The sequence below is a fragment of the Nocardiopsis sp. SBT366 genome (assembly GCF_001083815.1).
Taxonomy (GTDB): Bacteria; Actinomycetota; Actinomycetes; order Streptosporangiales; family Streptosporangiaceae; genus Nocardiopsis; species Nocardiopsis prasina.
In genome coordinates, this window is record NZ_LAVM01000050.1 from 1 (window position 1) to 18,338 (window position 18,338).

Here is an 18,338-nt window from a genome sequence, read left to right on the forward strand (position 1 = left end):
CTCCCCAGCCCCGCCGCCGCCTCGATTCCCCGCCTCCCTCTATCGCCTTCGACCGCGTCACGTTCGGTTACGACCGAGACCCCGTTCTACGCGATGTGAGCTTCGTCGTGGCACCGGGCTCCCGCACGGCCGTGGTCGGCCCCTCCGGCGCGGGCAAGTCCACCCTTCTGGCACTGATCGAACGCTTCTACGACCCCACTTCCGGATCGGTGCGCGTCGACGGCACCGACGTACGAGCGCGAGCGCGCGACGACCTGCGCTCGGGGCTCGGCTACGTCCAGCAGGAGGCACCCGTGCTTTCCGGGTCCATCAGGGACAACCTCCTTCTCGCCGCTCCGGAGGCGGGGGACGAGAGGCTGTTGGAGGTGCTGGATCGGGTTGACCTGACCGGGGTCGTGCACCGGTCACCCCAGGGATTGGACACCCCTGTCGGACAGGACGGCGTCCTGTTGTCCGGCGGGGAGCGTCAGCGGCTCGCGATCGCCCGTACCCTGCTCGACGCCCCACCGGTCCTGCTGTTGGACGAGCCCACCAGCAACCTGGACGCCCGCAGCGAAGCGGCCCTGCGCGAGGTCATGGACGACGTGGCACGTCGGCGGACCCTCCTGGTCGTGGCACACCGATTGTCCACCGTGACGGATGCGGACCAGATCGTGGTGCTCGACAGGGGAGCCGTCGTGGCTGTGGGAAGCCACGAGGAGCTTCTCACGTCCAGCCCGCTCTATCGAGAACTCGCGACACACCAGTTGCTGGCAGGTTGAGACGTGTCCGCGAACTCTCTCCGTGACGCTGGCCAGGGTCCGACACCTGCCGGAGATCACCCGCGAGAATGGCGGTGTGCAGCTCCTGGATCTCGTGGCCCGGATCAGTACCCAGCTCGTCGACCAGGTCCTCGCGCAGCCGGTGGAACCTCGCCAGGGCGTCCGCCGTGTACCCGGACGCGTACAGGGAGTGCATGAGGGCCGCTACGACGGGTTCCGCCAAGGGGTTCTGCTCGGCCAGACCGGTGAGCGTGTCGACGGCCGCGTGCGGCCGCCCGGACTGGACCAGGCTCTTCGCCCAGGAGACGCTGGCGTCCACGTACATGCGTCGGTAGCGTTCGCGCCGGTGCTCGATCCAGTCTCCTTCCAGGCCAGCCAGGGGCTCACCCTGCCAGAGACCGAGTGCGTCCTCCAGCAGATCGGCGCGCTGTTCGGCATCGCAGCGGGAGGACCTCCTGACCATGTGCTGGAAGCAGTGCGCGTCGACGCTCGCCCTGTCCGCTTGCAGGAGGTAGCCCCCGTCGTGTCGCCGCAGGAGGGCGTTGCCCCCATCGTTCGAAGCCGACGTGCGGACGATCCTCCGAATCCGGCTGATGTGACTGTGCAGGGTCCTTCTCGCATTCTCGGGAGGGTCGCTCCCCCACACACGCCAGATGAGCGCCTCCACCGTCACCAGGCGCCCGGCGTCCACGAGCAGGGCCGCAAGGACCTTTCGCAGCTGCGGTCGGCTCCGGGCGAGGATGTTCCGCCCGTCCGACCGGACGGAGACCGGTCCCAGTAAACTGAACTCCAACTCTGATCCCATCCTTGGTCGGCCACGAGGGCCCGTATCGTTCCGGGAAAAGGACTCAGTGGGCAGCACGGCGCGCGTATCCGCCGCCGGTCCCCGTATCGTCCGCCGACGCCCATCGGCATTCCGCGCCGGACGATAAGCAGTGCCCCGAGGCTTTTCCCGATCCCGGCAACGATGAACCCGTCGTTCGTCGAACAACCCCCGTTGCGGACGCCTGGATCGAGTATCCAACGCGCAACACGCGACGACTTGAGTAGAAGTGACTGAGTCTCTCCGCGTCACCGCACGAGCACGGAAGGCAATCAGGAGATCCGCCTCGGGAACCGCCGGGGCACGGGGAGTCCAGGCAGCCCACGGGCCAGCACCTGCCCTGGTGACATCCCTGGCCGTTTCCGGCCAGAGCCGCCACTCGCCCCGGTCCGGCAATCGGGTTTACGTGAACAGGCGCTCGGGGAAGCTCGGATGAGGCGAGAGCCAAACAACATAAGACCGAGACGGAATGCCCTACACGTGAATATCGGTCGATTTTCAGAGGAAGCACATGTCACGAGAGTCCTCGAAGACGCCCAGCGCGGCCACGGCGGTGCGATGGCGATTACCGGCGACATCGGCACGGGAAAGAGCGGACTTCTTGAATTCGCGAGAGAATCAGCGAGAAGGCAACGCGGGCCAACGACACTCCACGTGAAGGCCCGAGGCTCCTCCTTCGTGATCGAATCGGACCTCCCCGGAAGAGTGAACCCCTCCGTTCACGACTGCTTCCACGAAGTGCTTTCGTCCGGGGCTCTCGGTCTGGCGGAGACCCTCGGAGCTGATCGCGTCCGGGAGGAGGCCCGCCTCGTCGAACTCCTGCTCTCCCATCTGCTCGCCTGGGCACCGATCGTCCTGTGCGTGGACGACGTCGACCTCCTGCTCCCCGAAGCGGCCGGACTCGTCTCCCTCCTCTCGCACAGGGTGTCCGGACATCCCGTCTCCGTGCTTCTCACGTACCGGGACGCCGCGGCCCATCCGGACGTGCCGGGGCTGCACCCTGAGCTCCGGTTGGGCGGACTGTCCCGCGGCGCCACACAGGACCTGCTGTACGCACGAGGGCTGGCACTGCCGGACACGCTGAACGAGGTGGCGCACCGAGCCACGGGGGGCAACCCGCTCGCCCTGACCGAGTTGGCCGAGACGCCCAGGGCGCGCGAGAGCCTGGCCGAGACCTCTCTGAGCGATCGGATCCCGGTGGGGCCCAGGACCCGGCGCTCCTTCGGAGCCGCGATCGAGGAGATTCCGGCGCCCGAACGCGCGTGGCTCCTCCTGGCGGCGGCGGAGGCACGAGGAAGGCTCGGAGTCGTCATGGGCGCCGGGGCCCGTCTGGGCCTCGACCACCTGGGAATCCGCGAAGCGGAGAACTCCGGATGGCTGAGCCTGTCCTCGGGGGCCCTTCGCTTCCAGAACCCGGTGATCCGATCAGTGGTCTACGACATGGCTTCGTTCGAGGAGCGTCGGCGCGCGCACCACGCGATCTCGGACGAGTTGGCGGGGTCGGACGGCGAACGCTCCGCATGGCACCGGGCCCTGGTGGCCACCTCGCCTGACGGCGTCCTGGCCCAGAGCGTGGAACAGGCCGTGGAGACGGCCCGTCGCAACGGTGGTGAACCAGGGGTGGCCGCGCTGTTCCAACTCTCCTCCCGCCTGACCCCGGACCCCGGGAACACCCACCGAAGGCTCTTGGCGGCCGCCACCGCGGCGACCAACGCGGGCCTGCCCGAGTGGTCCTCAGCGCTCCTGCGGCGCACCTTCGCCATCAACGGCGCACCGGTGAACCCGGTACCCGCCGCCACCGACTGTGACCCGGGTGAGCCGGAGACTCCGAGAGCGGCCTACTCCCGACTCACCAGCGAAGGCACGGCCCGTCGTCTCACCGACCCCGACGAAGCCGCCTGGTCGTTCAGAAGCGCCGCCCACGCCGCCCATCGCATGAACGACCACGAGGGTTCCCGCTCCGCTCTGAGGAGGATCCTCACGCTGGAGTGCGCGCCACCCGTGCGGGAGGCGGCCAGGGCGCTCTCACACGACCGCGCACCAGGCGCTGACCAGGTCTCCGATCTCCTGGACGGGTTGACACAGGGTGGGGCCTCGGCCGACCCACAGCGGTGGATGTGGGCTTCGGACGTCGCCTGCAAGGCGCGGGACCAGCGTCTGGCACAGCGGATCACCGAGAACGCCCACCAACGTCTGCGAAGCATCAGGGCCGCCGGAATGCTGCCCGAGGTGTACCTGCGCCAGGCCCACATCGCGCTGCTGGACGGACGGTGGTCCTCTGGCATCGCGCACAGCCGCTCGGGACTGCGTCTGGCGAGACTCACCGGTCAGGAACGGTGGGCCCCGCGCCATCACGCGGCGGCTGCCCTACTCTCAGCGCTCCACGGAACCGCCGAGGAATGCCACCACCACGTCGGGCACGCTCTGAACCGCGCCCTCCTGGAGCATGACCGGGTGACCGCGGCAGAGTGCACAGCCGCCTTGGGCCTTCTCGAACTGGGGAGAGGGCGACGAGTACAGGCGTGGAACCACTTCTCCTCACTGGTGCGATCCGACTCCCCCCTGTCACACCAGGACGTGGCACTGCGCATGATCAGCGCGACAGTCGAGGCCGCGATCGCGGCGGGAGAGGTCGACGACGCCAGGGACGTCCTGGAGAGTCACATCGCTCTCGCCGGGCCGACCCCGGACTGTTGGATGGAAGCGGACATCCACCACGCCCAGGGACTGTTGGCCGCGGCCTCCGGGGACCCTCGCGTCGAGCAGCACTACAAGAGGGCGATCGCGCTGTACGAGGAGCTGGAGTGTCCGTTCCAGCTGGCTCGGGTGAACCTGTACTACGGGACCTGGCTCAGGCGACAGCGCAGTCGCACGCTCGCCCGCGCACCGTTGAGGTCCGCGACGCAGCTGTTCACGGCGCTGAAGGCCACCCCGTGGTGTGATCGGTCCCGGTCCGAGGAACGGGCCTGCGGATCGATCACCGTCGCCGTCGGCCCGGTCAAGGAGCTCAGCCCGCAGGAGTCCCAGGTGGCACGACTCGCGGCACAGGGTCTGAGCAACCGTGAGATCGGTGAGTTCCTCAGCCTGAGTCCCCGCACGGTCGCGTCACACCTGTACCGCATCTTCCCGAAGCTGAACATCACGTCCAGGCGCCAACTCCGGGATATCGACATGTCCGAGAGTTCGTCCCCTTCGAGGGGCCGAAGGACCCGCTGAGGTGACGGGGCCGGACCGACGTCGTGCCCGCCCCGGCCCCCGCTCGGATCTCCCACCTCCGTGTGCACCGCCTAGACCGTGGCGCGCAGGAGGGGGATCCTCTGGGCGACGGCCACCAGTACGAGGCTGATCAGCGTGGTGGCGACGGCGTACCCGGCGGCGATGGTCAGTCCCACCAGCCCGTCGGGGGTCCCCCCGAGGTCCCTCAGCGTGTACAGGACCATGACGTGCACGAGGTAGACGCCGAAGCTCAGCGCGGAGAGCACGGCGATCGCCCGGTTCACCCGGTGCTCGGTGCCCAACTCCGCCAGCCGGGTGCCCCAGGCGCGCAGCAGCAGGAAGGCGCCGACCGACGCGAGGATCATGGTCGGGGAAAGGAAGTCGTAGACGTACTCGGCGCCGATCCCCCACTCACCGACGGACGCCGCGGCGGCCCAGGCGCCCAGGACGGTCCCGGTGGTGCCCAGCACGAAGGCCACCGAACCGTGGAGCGCGTCGCGCGGCCCGGGCCCCCGGTCCGTCAGCAGCCAGCCCAGCAGGTAGTAGCCGAGGAACGGCAGGAACCTGGTCGCGGCGGTGACCCCGCCGACCCCGTCGACGAGGGCGGACACCTGGTCGACGACACCGATGGAAAGGGCCGCGCCGGCGAACCACCACAGGCCCGTGCGCGAGGTGTGCGCCACCACCGTGCGCAGGAACGGCGTGAACACGTAGAGCCCGGCGATGACGTACAGGAAGTAGAGGTGGATCGAGGGCGACCCCGAGGCCGCCTGGGCCAGGGAGTCGGGGAACCCGAGGCCGTCACGCCAGAACTGCCACAGCAGGTAGGCGCCGGTCCACACGAGCAGCGGCACACCGATGCGGGCCCACCGTTTGCGGTAGAAGCCCCGGACGTCCTCATCGCGCGGGCGCAGCAGCAGCGCGCCGCTCATCATCACGAACACCGGCACGCACCAGCGCAGCGCGGCGTCCACCACGTGCGCCGCCCACCAGGTGGGGCCCCCGAGGTCGGTGTAGGTCGTGCTCACGAACGGCGAATAGGCGTGCACCAGCACGACGGCCGCCATGGCGGCCACACGCGCGAAACCCATCCACGCGGTCTTGGAGACCGCCGGTGCGGCGGGTCCCTGCGGAGACGGGGCTACAGCGTTCTGGGGGGCTTCATCGACTCGCACACCTTCACCGATATCTGTTCGTTACCTGAAACGCAAGTCAGGATTCCGTTACCCGGGGTAAGTGATCGGGCCTTTTCCGTGGTCAGCGGCCCCGTACGGGCGCCCACAGGAAGACGGAGAAGTTCACCGACCACACGCCGCGAAGGGCGCACGGGTGGATCGGAGCATCCTGACAGACACACGCGGGAGCGGCAACAGGGCGAGGATCGCCGCCGTCCGCTCCTCGATCAGGGGTTGCCGCTCGCGGCCCACAGGAGCACGAACAGGACGGTGGCGCCGAAGTTGACGATCGGAACGAGTGTGACGGCACACAACAGGGCCACACCCCGGGACGCCCATCCACGGCAGAGCACCAGCACGAGCACGGCCAGGGACACGTCCAGGAGACCCGACACCGGGTGGACGGCGATCCTCCCGGCCGACTCGGAGGCCTGGACGGCGTCCCACAGGAAGGTCGCCACCAGCCCAAGGGGAACACCTGCCGCCAACGCCCGGACGGGCACCGACGGGGATCGGAGCCGACTCCCCAGGAACCCCAACAGGGCGCCCAGGAGGAGCCCGACCACCACCCACACCCGGTACTCCGGCACGTTGGGGTCGTTCGCGGCCGCCAGGTGGCCCAGGACGGCCGCCAGACAGGTCAGCGAACCGGAGAGGGTCGCCAGCCAGGGCCGGACCGCCGTCCAGCCGAGGAGGACCGGAGGCACGACGTGCGGGCCTACGGAGAGCTCCAGGAACCCGATGTCCTCCGGGTTGAGCCCGTTGACCAACGCCGCGAGCACCCCCGAGGCGAGCCCGGTTCCCACAGCGAGCCCCAGGAGGAGCCATCGCCTCCGGTCCAGGAGAACCCGGGCCGCTCCGGGTGAGGTGTCGGGTCGGGTGTCGGAGGGATCCTGCCTCCGGTCGGGCATGGGGACTCCAGGGGGCGAGGAGGCTCGGGGCCCGCCCAGAGCAGGGGGACGGGCCCCCTGCCTACCAGGGACGAGGGGACCCGACCAGTCCCCCTCGCCCTCTTCCCTGCCGGTCGTGACCAGGGAGCGCGCTCGGTCGTGCTTTGTGGATCGTTCCTCCCACCCGTCGCCCGCCGCCACACTCAACGGACGCCCGCGGCGCGGTGTCCCCGCGTTACCGCCAGGCAGCCTTCCGCCGCGCCGACGAAGCTCGGGCAGCCGACCCGGGCGGGCCCCGCTGCGGACGCTGCGGAGCTCGCGTGGCGGCGCACAGTAGGGAAGACGGGTGCTCATCGCCGGTGGCGGCTGCGCCGCGACCGGCGATGAGCACCCGGAAAGCACGCCCTAGTCGTCGCTGGAGGCCACGCCGATCGGGCAGCTGGCACCGGTTCCGCCGATACCGCAGTAGCCGTTGGGGTTCTTCGCGTCGGACAGGTACTGCTGGTGGTAGTCCTCGGCGAAGTAGAAGGCCCTCAGCGGAGCGATCTCCGTGGTGATCGGGCCGTAGCCCGAGCGCGTCAGGACCGGCTGGAAGGCGTCGCGGGTGGCCTCGGCCGCCTCGCGCTGGGCCTCCGAGTGGTAGTAGACCGCCGACCGGTACTGCGAACCGACGTCGTTGCCCTGGCGCATGCCCTGGGTGGGGTCGTGGCCCTCCCAGAACACCTTGAGGAGCTCCGTGTAGGTGATCCGCGACGGGTCGAAGACCACTCGGACCATCTCGGTGTGGCCGGTCAGGCCGGAGCACACCTCCTCGTACGTGGGGTTGGGCGTGTAGCCGCCCGCGTAGCCCACGGCGGTGGTGATGATCCCGTGCTCCGCACCCAGCCTCCAGAAGATGCGTTCCGCACCCCAGAAGCAGCCCATCGCCACGTCGGCGACCTCACTGCCCTCCGGGTAGGGCGGGGTGAGCCGGGTGCCCAGCACCGTGTGGCCGAAGGGCACCGACATCGCGGTGTCCCGGCCGGGAAGGGCCTGGGCGGGGTCGACCATGGTCGTCTGTCTGCCGAACATGTCTCCAGGCTATCCGGCCTGTCCAGGGGTTCCCGGGGCGCGCGCGAGGTTGTCCACAGGCTGGGACGGACAGGAGACAGTTGGGCGGATTCGTCCTACCATTGCGGTTGTGTCGGAAACCAACCGCGGTGTCGCCCTCGGGGCGACCGCCTTCCTCCTGTGGGGCTTCGCGGCCCTCTACTGGCCCTTTCTCACCGATTCCGAACCCGCCGAGGTCCTCGCCCACCGCATGGTGTGGGCGCTCCTCGCGATGTGCGTGTTCCTGCTGCTGGCCCGGCGTGGCTGGTCCTGGCTTCCCCAGGTGCTGCGCAACCCCAGGCAGCTCCTGCTGGTCGGGGCGGCCGCGGTGCTCATCTCCGTGAACTGGTGGGGGTTCATCTACTCGGTCTCCACCGCCCAGACCCTCCAGGCCTCGCTGGCGTACTTCATCAACCCTCTGATGACGGTCTGCCTCGGCGTGGTCCTCTTCGCCGAACGCCTGCGTACCGCCCAGTGGGTCGCGGTGGGCCTCGGTGTGGTCGCGGTCGTGGTGATGACCGTCGCCTACGGCTCCACCCCCTGGCTCTCACTGCTGATGGCCGCGACGTTCGCCGCCTACGGGGCGGTGAAGAAGTACGTGAGCCTGGACGGGATGCAGAGCCTGACCGTCGAGACCCTCGTGATGTTCCTGCCCGCGCTGGGGTTCGTGGTCTATCTGGAGGCCACCGGGGCGGGCACCAGCCTGTCTGTCTCGCCCGGGCACACCGCGCTGCTGGTGGGCGGCGGGTTCGTGACCGCGCTGCCCCTGTTGTTGTTCGGGGTGGCGGCGCGCAAGGTGCCGCTGAGCGTGATCGGCATGCTCCAGTTCATCGCCCCGACCATGATGTTCGTGATCGGCTGGCTGGTCCAGGGCGAGGAGATGCCGCTGAGCCGGTGGGGCGGCTTCGTGTTCGTCTGGCTGGCGGTGTGCGTGTTCGCCTTCGACCAGGTACGCAGCTCACGTGCCCGGTCCGCGGCGCGTCGCGAGGCGGCCCTCACCGAATCGAGACCCTGACCTGGAGTTCCCGGTTTCGGTCATTCAAAACTACCCTCGGTGACACTGTGCTAACGTCAGGTCGTGGGCGTCGGGCTCTGCCCCGCCCCGACCTGGTCACACGTCTCGGAGGGTCCCCTTGATTCCTCGCACCAGCCGAACCGGCACGCTCCGTGCCGTCTCGGCCGTGTGCGCGGCGGTGCCCTCCGCGATCGGCCTCCCGCTCCTGTTGGGCGCCCTCCTCGCCGTCCTGTGGCTGCTCAGCGCCGCACCGGCCCAGGCGGACACCGCCTCGTTGGGCTCCGGCGCCCTGGGGGCCCCGGTCTCCGAGACCGCCACCGCCACCGGCGAGGCCCTCGGACTGGGCGAGGCCCCGGCACTGGGCTCGGTCGTGCCCGAGAAGGTCACCGAACCGGTGACCACCACGCTCGGCACCGTGCACCAGCGTCTGGAGAAGCGCACGGTCGAAACCGCCGAGGCCGCCGTCAGCCTGCCCGAGCCCGCCGTGGCCGAGGTGCGCGGGTTCGTCGCGGAGATCGACCGCACCCGCGAGGAGACCGTCGAGCGCGGCCTGAGCCAGGGTCCGTCGATCCCCGAGCCCCGGGCGACCCGCTCCTCCGACACCGACGAGGACGAGGAGACCGGCGCGGACCGGGCCTCCGAGGAGGACGAGGGCTCCGAGCCCGCCGAGCGGTCGGAGGGACACGGCGTGCCCGTGCTCCCCTCGCTGACCGCGCACCACGCCTCCACCGCCCCGAGCACCGCGACGCCCGACTCCGAGCAGGAGGACGGCGACCGCGCCACGGAACACCAGCGCGTACAGCCCGCCACCGGGTCGCCCGCTCCCTCCGCCAACGGACCGGCGCCCGCGCCCTCCGTCGCCGGATACCTCACGGCCGCGCCGCTTCCCGCGCCCGCCGCCGACGCCGTGCGCCTGGCCGCGCACCGGCTGCACACCGTGCCCGCCGACCCGGCCGACGACCTCACGGTCTCGCCGGACTAGCGAACGGTCCCGCCCCGGGCGCACGACGCGCCCCCGGACCGTTCCCAGCACGTACTTCCTGGGAGCTGACCTGAGTCCCGTGCCCTCGTTCACGTGATTCACGTCAGCCGGTGGTCCGCCCCGGCTCCCCACGACCGCCGTCCACGGCGTCGCGGTCGTCCCGTTCATCCAGAGCTTCACCAGGGAAGGAAAACCATGACGCACACCAAGCGCTTCTCCGCCCGAGCAGTACTCCTCGTCACGGGCACCGCGGGCTTCGTCGCCCTCGGCGCCGGTGTCGCCGGAGCCGAGGCCCTGGCCACCCCGATGCAGGAGCTCTCGCCCGTCGTCGAGCGCGCCCTCGTCGAGGGCGTGGCCCCGACCATGCACGTGCTGGCCCCCGAGGGCGTCACCCCGATCGCGGACCGCGCGCTGAGCGAGCTCCAGGAGACCGCGAACGCTGAGAAGCCCGCCCCCGACCTGGGCGCCATCCTGCCCGACTCCCCGCTGTCCGAGACCGTCACCAAGGCGCAGGACGCCACCGGCCTGGACGGCAACCCGCACGACACCGTCGGGCACACGGTGGGCCGGAACGTGGAGTCCGCCGCCCAGGACGCCGGGACCGTCGTGGAGGACACCGCCCGCGGGGCGGGCGCTTCCGCGGAGTCCACCGCCTCCGAGGTGCTGCCCCACACGGTCCAGGCCGCCGCCGACCTGCGCGACGAGATGCTGGTCCTGCCCGAGCTGGACACCACCGGGCTGCCGAACCTGGAGGACCGCCGCCTGCCCGAGCTGAGCGAGGCGCCCTCCCTGAGCGAGGTCACCGACCTGGGCAGCGTCACCGACCTCACCGGCGACAACGCCCTGGTGTTGAACGACCTCAACCCGGTCAGCGCCCTGTCCGAGCCCAAGCCCACTCCCGTCCACACGAGCGCCGCCGTCCCGTCCGAGGGCGCCGACCTCACCGCGCCCAACATGTGGGACCTGGCGGCCGCCTTCGGTCTGGAGACCCCGAACCAGATCCAGGACGTGGTCGAGGCCACCGAGCTGACCGCCGACAACTACGTGAACCTCGGTGAGGAGGAGGTCCTGGGCATGGTGGGCAACCGCGCCTGGGAGGGCCGCGACCTCACCACGGTTCCGCAGAGCTCCCCCGTGACCCCCGGCGTCGAGGCCCCGGCCTTCGAGGCCCCCAGGGTCACGGACCTGACCGACGCCCTGCTGACCGGTGCGTCCGACCTCGGCTCCGCGGACCTGCGCTCCGCCGAGCCGGTCTCGCTCCAGGGCCCGCTGGCCGACGCCCAGCTGCCCCAGATCGCCGAGGGCATCGACACCACCACCGCCGAGGACCTGGTCAACGGCCTGAGCCGGGGCACGGACCTGCTCAACGACCTGGACACCAGCGACCTCGTCTCCATCGAGGGCGGCACCGCCGAGCAGGAGACCCCCGAGGGCATGGTCCAGCACCCCACCTTCATGGACCTGCCGGGTTCCGAGGCCCTCCCCCTCGTGCGCTGACCCCTTCCGGTCCCACTTCGCGGCGCCGCCCCACGCACCGGGGCGGCGCCGCCGTCGTTTCCGGCCTGGAGGAGAGCCCGGGACGGGCCGCACAGGTTCCAGGGGCGTGCTCGCAGGTGCCCCCCTGGCCAGGTTGGCGTCGAGGAAGGAGCGCTTCCCTCCGATGGGCGGGGAAGACCGAGCGGTGGCCGCCGTCCGCCCAGGCGATCCCACCGCCAGGACGCTCGCTGCCACCAGTGCGAGGGTGCCGCTGGCCGGTCCTCGGGTCCGGGCAGTGGCCGTGTGTCCGCATTCCTCGCGAGGGTGGCGCCTTCGGCCAAGGCGACCTGGGGCGCATGTGGGCGCGGACCCGAGGCCGAGTACGCGAAGCACCAGGAAGCGCCCGAGCGCCCCGCTGCCGTCCTCTGACGGCTACCGAAGGCCACACACGGACGCGGGCCCCGCCTGGAACCGGGGTTCCGGACGGGGCCCGCGCGTGAGTCGGGGCGGGTGGGTCAGCCGGAGCGCTCCACCACGTAGTCGCACAGGGCCAGGAAGGCGTCCCGCGCCGGGATGTCGGGCAGGGTCGTCAGTTCGTCGCGGGCCCTTCCGGCCCACCCGCGCAGCGTGGCGTCGGCCTCGGCCATCGCCGGGTGCGGACGCAGCAGCCCGAGGGCCTCCTCGGCCTCCGTGTCGTCCAGCGGACGGCCCAGCAGCGACTTCAGCCGCTCGTCGGCCGGGTCCACCGAGCGCATCGCGTAGAACATCGGCAGCGTCAGCACACCCTCGCGCAGGTCCGTGCCGGGGACCTTGCCCGAGTCGGCGCTCTCGCTGGCCACGTCCAGGATGTCGTCGGCCAGCTGGAAGGCCATACCCAGCGCGTCGCAGGCGCGGGTGAGGGTGCTCACCGTCTCCGGGTCGACCTTGCCGAACATGCCGCCGAACTCCGCCGAGGAGGCGATCAGCGACGCCGTCTTGTCGTCGATGACGTTGAGGTAGTGGTCGAGCGGGTCGATTCCGTCGCGCGGCCCGGAGGTCTCCAGGATCTGCCCCTGGACCAGTCGCGCGAAGGTCTCGGCCTGGAGCCGGACCGCCTCGGTGCCGAGGTCGGCGAGCATCGTCGAGGCCTTGGCGAACACGTAGTCGCCGGTGAGGATGGCGATGGTGTTGCCCCAGCGCTGGTTGGCGCTGGGCTCGCCGCGGCGCAGCTCCGCCTCGTCCATGACGTCGTCGTGGTAGAGGGTGGCCACGTGGGTCAGCTCGACCACCGCGGCCGCCGGGATGAGGTCCGGGACCCGCGGGTCACCGAAGTGCGACGCGAGCAGCACCAGCATGGCGCGGAAGCGCTTGCCTCCGGCCGCCAGCAGGTGGGAGGCGGCCTCGGTCAGCATGGGGTCGCTGGACCGCACCGACTCCCTCAGCAGCTCCTCGACCTTCTCCAGGTCGTCCTGGATCTCCCGGGCGAGGGTCGGGTCGACTCTCGGCAGAGCGAGAAAACCGCTCGGGACAGCACCGCTCACCGTAAGGCTCCACCTGTTGAACGGGCGTGCTGGCGGCCCCCTCGGAAGGGGACCGCCACACGCTCAGCACATGAACATGATCCGACTTGCCACGGTATCCGACCCGGAATGAAGGTCCAAAGCCACACCCGGGTCGACGGTCACTCGCCGGCGGGTGCCTCCGTGACCTGGTCGACCATGACCGCGGCCGGTTCCTGACCCGGCTCACCGGACGGCAGAAGGGTGTCCAGGAAGGCCCCCGGGAGGATCCCGAGCGCCAGGGTCGCCGCCACACCCACCGTGATCACGCTGCCGGTGAGCATCCCGGCACGGGCCACCGTCGGGCCCTCGCCCTCGGAATCCCGGAAGAACATCACAACGATGATCCGCACGTAGAAGTACGCGGTGACGGCGCTGCTGAGCACGCCGACGACGACCAGCGGGGTCGCACCGGCCGCCACGGCCGCCTCGAACACCGCGAACTTGCCGATGAACCCGCTGGTGAGCGGGATACCGGCGAAGGCCAGCAGGAACAGCGACAGCGCCAGGGCCAGACCCGGGGACCGTCGCCCCAGTCCCGCCCACTTGTCGAGGTCACCGAGCTCCTGCCCGCCGTCCCTGGTGCGCACCAGGGTGACGACGGCGAAGGCGCCCAGCGTGGTGAACCCGTAGGCCGCCAGGTAGAACATGGCGCCCGCGAGGCCCTCGACGCTGCCCGCGACCACGGCGGTGAGGATGAACCCGGCGTGCACGACCGAGGAGTAGGCCAGCAGCCGCTTGACGTCGCGCTGGGTGACCGCCACGACCGCGGCGACGACCATCGTCAGGATGGCCACCGTCCACAGCATCGGCTCCCAGATCGCCACCGAGGTGCCGAACGGCACGAAGAACACCCGCAGCAGGGCGCCGAAGGCGGCGACCAGCGTGCAGGAGGCCATCAGCGCGGTGATCGGGGTCGGGGCGCCCTGGTAGACGTCGGGCTTCCAGTTGTGGAAGGGCACGGCGCCGACCTTGAACAGCAGGCCGATCGCGACCATCCCGACGCCCATGAGCAGCAGCGGCTCGCCGTTGCCGTCCTGGAAGATCTCCGCCCCGCCGGACTCCACGGCCTGGCGGATCACGCCGAAGTTCACCGAACCGGCGTAGCCGTAGACCATGGCGATCCCGAACAGGAAGAACGCCGAGGAGAACGCGCCGAGCAGGAAGTACTTGACCGCGGCCTCCTGCGAGAACAGGCGGCGCCTGCGGGCCAGCCCGCACAGCAGGTACAGCGGGAGGCTCATGACCTCCAGGGCGATGAACATGACCAGGAAGTCGTTCGAGGCCGGGAACATCAGCATGCCCAGCACCGCGAACAGCACCAGCGGGTAGACCTCGGTGTGCTGCGAGCCCGCGAGGATGTGCGTGCGCTCCTCCTCGCTGCCCGGTACCGTGGCGGCCTGGGCGGAGAACGCGTCCCTGCCGTCCCGCCGTTCGGCGATCAGCATCAGGCTGATCAGGGCCAGCACCGTGATGGTGCCCTGGAAGAACAGCACCGTGCGGTCCACGGCCAGCACGCCGTTGGCGATGGTCGTGCCCTCGCCGACCGCCTCCACCTGGAGAACCAGCAGGAGGAACGCGCCCAGCAGCGCGACCGCCGTCAGGACGATCTGCGCGGTGCGGCGGGAGCCCTTGGGCCAGAAGGCCTCCAGGAGCACCCCCAGCACACCGGCGCCGAAGAGCACCAGGAACGGTGCCAGCAGCCACCAGTCCAGAACCGGCGGAGCCTCGGTGACTCCGTGGAGCGCCGGGGGCGCCCCGTCCGCGAGATTGAGGGGGATCACTCCTCGTCTCCTTCCGCGTCGCCGTCCGCGACCGCCACCTCGGTGTCGGCCTCGGCCTCCACGGTGCGTTCGACGGCGGGGTTGATCACGTTGAGCAGGGGCTGCGGGTAGACGCCGAACGCGATGATCAGGGCGATCAGCGGGGCGACCGCCCAGGTCTCACGCCCGGACAGGTCCGGCAGCTTGGCCAGCTTCTCCGGGGTGGGACCGGTCATCGTGCGCTGGTACATCCAGAGGATGTAGAGGGCGGCGAGGACCACGCCGAGCGCGGCGACGATCGCCGGGACCGGGCTGAAGGCGTAGACGCCGACGAACACCAGGAACTCGCTGACGAAGGGGGCCAGGCCCGGCAGTGCCAGACCGGCCAGACCCGCGATCAGGAAGACCCCGGCGAGTTTGGGGGCGACCTTCTGGACGCCCCCGAAGTCCTCGATGCGGGCGCTGCCCCGTCGGGCGATGAGGAAGCCCACGATCAGGAAGAGCGCGCCGGTGGCGAACCCGTGGTTGACCATGTAGAGGGCGGCCCCGGCCTGGGCCTGCTGGGTCAGGGCGAAGATGCCCAGGGTGATGAAGCCGAAGTGGGACACCGAGGTGTAGGCGACCAGGCGCATCATGTCGCTCTGGCCGATCGCGAGGATCGCACCGTAGAAGATGCTCACCAGGCTCAGCGCCACCACGGGCCACACGAACCACGACACCGCGGCGGGGAACATCTCCAGGCAGTACCGGAGCATCCCGTAGGTGCCGACCTTGTCCAGCACGCCCACCAGCAGGACGGCCGTACCGGGGCTGGACGACCCGGCCGCGCTGGGCAGCCAGGTGTGCACGGGCCACATCGGGGCCTTGATCGCGAAGGCGATGAAGAACCCGAGGAAGAGCCAGCGCGCGGTGGCCGGGTCGACGGCCGCGAGGGCGCCGCCCGGATCGGTCAGCTCGGTCCACAGGAAGGTGCCGCCGATGACGTACACGCCGATCACCGCGACCAGCATGATGAGGCCGCCGGCGAGGCTGTACAGCAGGAACTTCATCGCGGCCTTGGCGCGGTCCGCGCCGCGCCCGTAGCGCCCGATCATGAAGTAGACCGGGATGAGCATGGCCTCGAAGAACACGTAGAACAGGAAGACGTCGGTGGCGGCGAAGACACCGATCATCATCGCCTCGAGCGCGAGGATGAGCGCGAAGTAGCCGCGCCCGCCGTCGTCACGGTCGTCGTGTTCCCGCCAGGCGGCCAGCACCACGAGCGGCACGAGCACCACGGACATCAGGATCAGTACGAGGGCGATGCCGTCGACGCCGACCGCGAAGTGGACCCCGAAGTAGGGGATCCACGGGTAGACCTCCTCGAACTGGAGGCCACCCGCCCCCGAGGTGTCGAAGTTCAGGGCCATGACCACGACCAGCAGAAGGGTCGCGACGGAGAAGCCCAGGGCCAGGCGCTTGGCGAGCTCGGCCGAGGCCGCCCCGCCGGTGGCGGGACGGGCCTTGGTGGCCGTGGCCGTGCCGGAGCCGGCCTCGGCGCTGGCCGCGACCGAGGCCGAGGCACCGCCCGAGGCCGCCGGGGCCTTGACGCGCGGCAGCGCCCAGATGACGGCCGCGCCGATCGCGGGGAGCGCGATCGCGAGAGTGAGCCAGGGGATCATTTAGAACCTCACAACCAGCGTCGCGGCGACGATCACGGCGCCGATGAGCATGGTGAGCGCGTAGGTGCGGGCGAACCCCGTCTGTGTCCTGCCGAGTCCGGTGGAGGAGTCGCCGACCCCGGCACCGAGCCCGTTGACCGCGCCGTCGATGACCTTGTCCTCGATGACGACCAGCGCCTTGGTGAGCACCTGGCCGGGTCGCATGAACAGGCCCTCGTTGATCTCGTTGCCGTACAGCTCGTTGCGGGCCGTGTTGGTGACGAGGTTGCCCTTGGGCGCGGTGCGCGCCACGGGCTTGCGCAGGTACATGAACCAGGCCAGGGCGACGCCCAGGACCAGCACGACCAGGGCGGCGATGCCGTAGGGCGCGGTGAAGGCGTGGCCCACGGTGAAGTGGTGCGGCTCGGCGCCGATGGCCGGGGCGAGGAAGCCCGCGAACCGGTCGCCGAAGACCAGGAAGGCGCCGAGGGCGACCGACCCGATCGACAGCACCACCATGGGGGCGGTCATGCTCACCGGCGACTCGTGCGGGTGCACGCCGTCGTCCCAGCGCTTCTTGCCGAGGAAGGTCATGAAGACCATCCGCGACATGTAGAAGGCGGTGAGCGCGGCGCCCACGATGATCGCGGTGCCGAAGACCGCCCCGGCGGTTCCGCCGAGGCCGAAGGCGGCGGAGATGATGCTCTCCTTGGTCCACCAGCCGGACAGGAACGGGACACCGATGATGGCGAGGTAGCCGAGGCCGAAGGTGGCGAAGGTGATCGGCATCTTCGACGCCAGGCCGCCGTACCTGCGCATGTCGACGTCGTCGTTCATGCCGTGCATGACCGAACCGGCTCCCAGGAACAGCCCGGCCTTGAAGAAGCCGTGCGTGATCAGGTGGGCGATGGCGGCGACGTAGCCGACCGGGCCGAGCCCGGCGGCCAGCACCATCATGCCGATCTGGCTCATGGTGGAACCGGCCAGGGACTTCTTGATGTCGTCCTTGGCCGAGGCGATCAGGCCGCCCGCGAGCATGGTGGCGGCGCCGACCGTCATGACGACCGTCTGCGCCACCGGGGCGCCCTCGAAGATCGGTCCGGCGCGCACGATCAGGTACACACCGGCGGTGACCATGGTGGCGGCGTGGATGAGCGCCGACACCGGGGTCGGGCCCTCCATGGCGTCCAGCAACCACGCCTGGAGCGGGAGCTGCGCGGACTTGCCGCAGGCGCCCAGGAGCAGCAGGAGGCCGATGGCCAGGAGGATGCCGTCGCTGGCACCGGGGACGGCCGCGAAGACGTCGCTGAAGCTCACCGCGCCGAGCACGGTGAACATGATCATGATCGCCACGAGCAGGCCGATGTCGCCGACCCGGTTGATCAGGAACGCCTTCTTGGCGGCGGTGGCCGCCGTGGGCTTGTACTGCCAGAACCCGATGAGCAGGTAGGACGCGAGGCCCACACCCTCCCAGCCGAGGAAGAGCAGCACGAAGTTGTCCGCGAGGACCAGCACGAGCATGGCCGCGACGAACAGGTTGAGGTAGGCGAAGAACCGCCGCCTGCCCGGGTCCTCGGCCATGTAGCCGAGGGAGTAGACGTGGATGAGCGAGCCCACGAAGGTGATCAGCAGGACGAAGCTGATCGAGAGCGGGTCCACCAGGAGGTTGATCCGGGCGGAGAAGTCACCCGACGCGAACCACTCGTAGACCGGAACGGAGACGCTCCGCTCGGCCGCGCCCCGGCCGAGGAGGTCGAACAGGGCGAGGACCGCCCAGACGAAGGAGCCGATCGGCAGGGCGGTGGCCAGCAGCGGCCCCCACCCGTTGGTGCGCCGCCCGCCCAGCAGCAGGATCGCCGCGCCCACGAGTGGCAGGGCGATCAGGAGCCAGGCGTTCGACAGCACCGCGCTGTCGGCCGTGGTCGCCACCACGGGTTCGGCGGCGAGGTACGCGTGATGTTGTGTCACTG

The 18,338-nt window shown here is 70.4% G+C and carries 13 protein-coding genes; 5 read left to right on the forward strand and 8 right to left on the reverse strand.

The features are described 5' to 3' along the window. Positions 1–761, forward strand: a 761-nt coding sequence (locus ADX84_RS16185; protein ID WP_049575044.1) for an ABC transporter ATP-binding protein, incomplete at its 5' end; no start/stop codon positions are given. On the opposite strand, the gene ADX84_RS16190 is transcribed toward ADX84_RS16185, so the two are convergent. Continuing rightward, positions 706–1,554: a BTAD domain-containing putative transcriptional regulator gene (locus ADX84_RS16190; RefSeq protein ID WP_049574923.1), complete on the reverse strand. Its 849-nt coding sequence runs from the start codon at positions 1,552–1,554 to the stop codon at positions 706–708. The two genes, ADX84_RS16185 and ADX84_RS16190, sit on opposite strands and share 56 nt — an antisense overlap. 462 nt (positions 1,555–2,016) lie before the next feature. Between ADX84_RS16190 and ADX84_RS16195 the strand changes: the two genes are divergently transcribed. Beyond that, complete coding sequence (locus ADX84_RS16195; protein WP_156208107.1) at positions 2,017–4,800, forward strand: LuxR family transcriptional regulator; 2,784 nt, start codon at positions 2,017–2,019, stop codon at positions 4,798–4,800. Between the two features lie 71 nt (positions 4,801–4,871). Here ADX84_RS16195 and ADX84_RS16200 read toward each other — a convergent pair whose 3' ends face one another. The 3 genes from ADX84_RS16200 to msrA form a co-directional block, all read right to left on the reverse strand. Beyond that, complete coding sequence (locus ADX84_RS16200) at positions 4,872–5,891, reverse strand: acyltransferase (protein ID WP_199776616.1); 1,020 nt, start codon at positions 5,889–5,891, stop codon at positions 4,872–4,874. A gap of 311 nt (positions 5,892–6,202) precedes the next feature. Then, complete coding sequence (locus ADX84_RS16205; RefSeq protein ID WP_049574934.1) at positions 6,203–6,886, reverse strand: DUF6518 family protein; 684 nt, start codon at positions 6,884–6,886, stop codon at positions 6,203–6,205. A 384-nt stretch (positions 6,887–7,270) separates the two neighbouring features. Next, on the reverse strand, positions 7,271–7,936 hold the full coding sequence (gene msrA, locus ADX84_RS16210; RefSeq protein ID WP_156208108.1) for a peptide-methionine (S)-S-oxide reductase MsrA: 666 nt from the start codon (positions 7,934–7,936) through the stop codon (positions 7,271–7,273). 109 nt (positions 7,937–8,045) lie between these two features. On the opposite strand from msrA, the gene rarD reads away from it, so the two are divergent. The 3 genes from rarD (at position 8,046) to ADX84_RS16225 (ending at position 11,448) form a co-directional block, all read left to right on the forward strand. Further along, on the forward strand, positions 8,046–8,969 hold the full coding sequence (gene rarD / locus ADX84_RS16215; protein WP_049574937.1) for an EamA family transporter RarD: 924 nt from the start codon (positions 8,046–8,048) through the stop codon (positions 8,967–8,969). Between the two features lie 118 nt (positions 8,970–9,087). Beyond that, entirely contained in the window at positions 9,088–9,951 is an 864-nt protein-coding gene (locus tag ADX84_RS16220; protein WP_049574940.1) for a hypothetical protein, read from the forward strand. Between the two features lie 195 nt (positions 9,952–10,146). Then, positions 10,147–11,448 (forward strand): hypothetical protein, encoded by a 1,302-nt coding sequence (locus ADX84_RS16225; RefSeq protein WP_049574945.1) that lies wholly within the window; start codon positions 10,147–10,149, stop codon positions 11,446–11,448. Between the two features lie 494 nt (positions 11,449–11,942). Here the strand turns inward: ADX84_RS16225 and ADX84_RS16230 are convergent, their stop codons facing one another. From ADX84_RS16230 to nuoL, 4 genes are all read right to left on the reverse strand, one after another. Continuing rightward, on the reverse strand, positions 11,943–12,947 hold the full coding sequence (locus tag ADX84_RS16230) for a polyprenyl synthetase family protein (protein WP_049574949.1): 1,005 nt from the start codon (positions 12,945–12,947) through the stop codon (positions 11,943–11,945). Between the two features lie 140 nt (positions 12,948–13,087). Further along, a complete protein-coding gene (nuoN, locus tag ADX84_RS16235; RefSeq protein WP_049574954.1) occupies positions 13,088–14,749 on the reverse strand; it encodes an NADH-quinone oxidoreductase subunit NuoN in 1,662 nt (553 codons plus the stop codon). Continuing rightward, positions 14,746–16,389, reverse strand: coding sequence for an NADH-quinone oxidoreductase subunit M (locus tag ADX84_RS16240; protein ID WP_049574957.1), 1,644 nt, complete (start codon positions 16,387–16,389; stop codon positions 14,746–14,748). Before ADX84_RS16240 ends, nuoN begins: the two co-directional genes overlap by 4 nt. Further along, positions 16,390–18,336 carry an NADH-quinone oxidoreductase subunit L gene (nuoL, locus tag ADX84_RS16245; protein ID WP_049574961.1) on the reverse strand — a complete coding sequence of 649 codons (1,947 nt, stop codon included), beginning with the start codon at positions 18,334–18,336 and terminating at the stop codon, positions 16,390–16,392. Positions 18,337–18,338 lie beyond the last annotated feature (2 nt).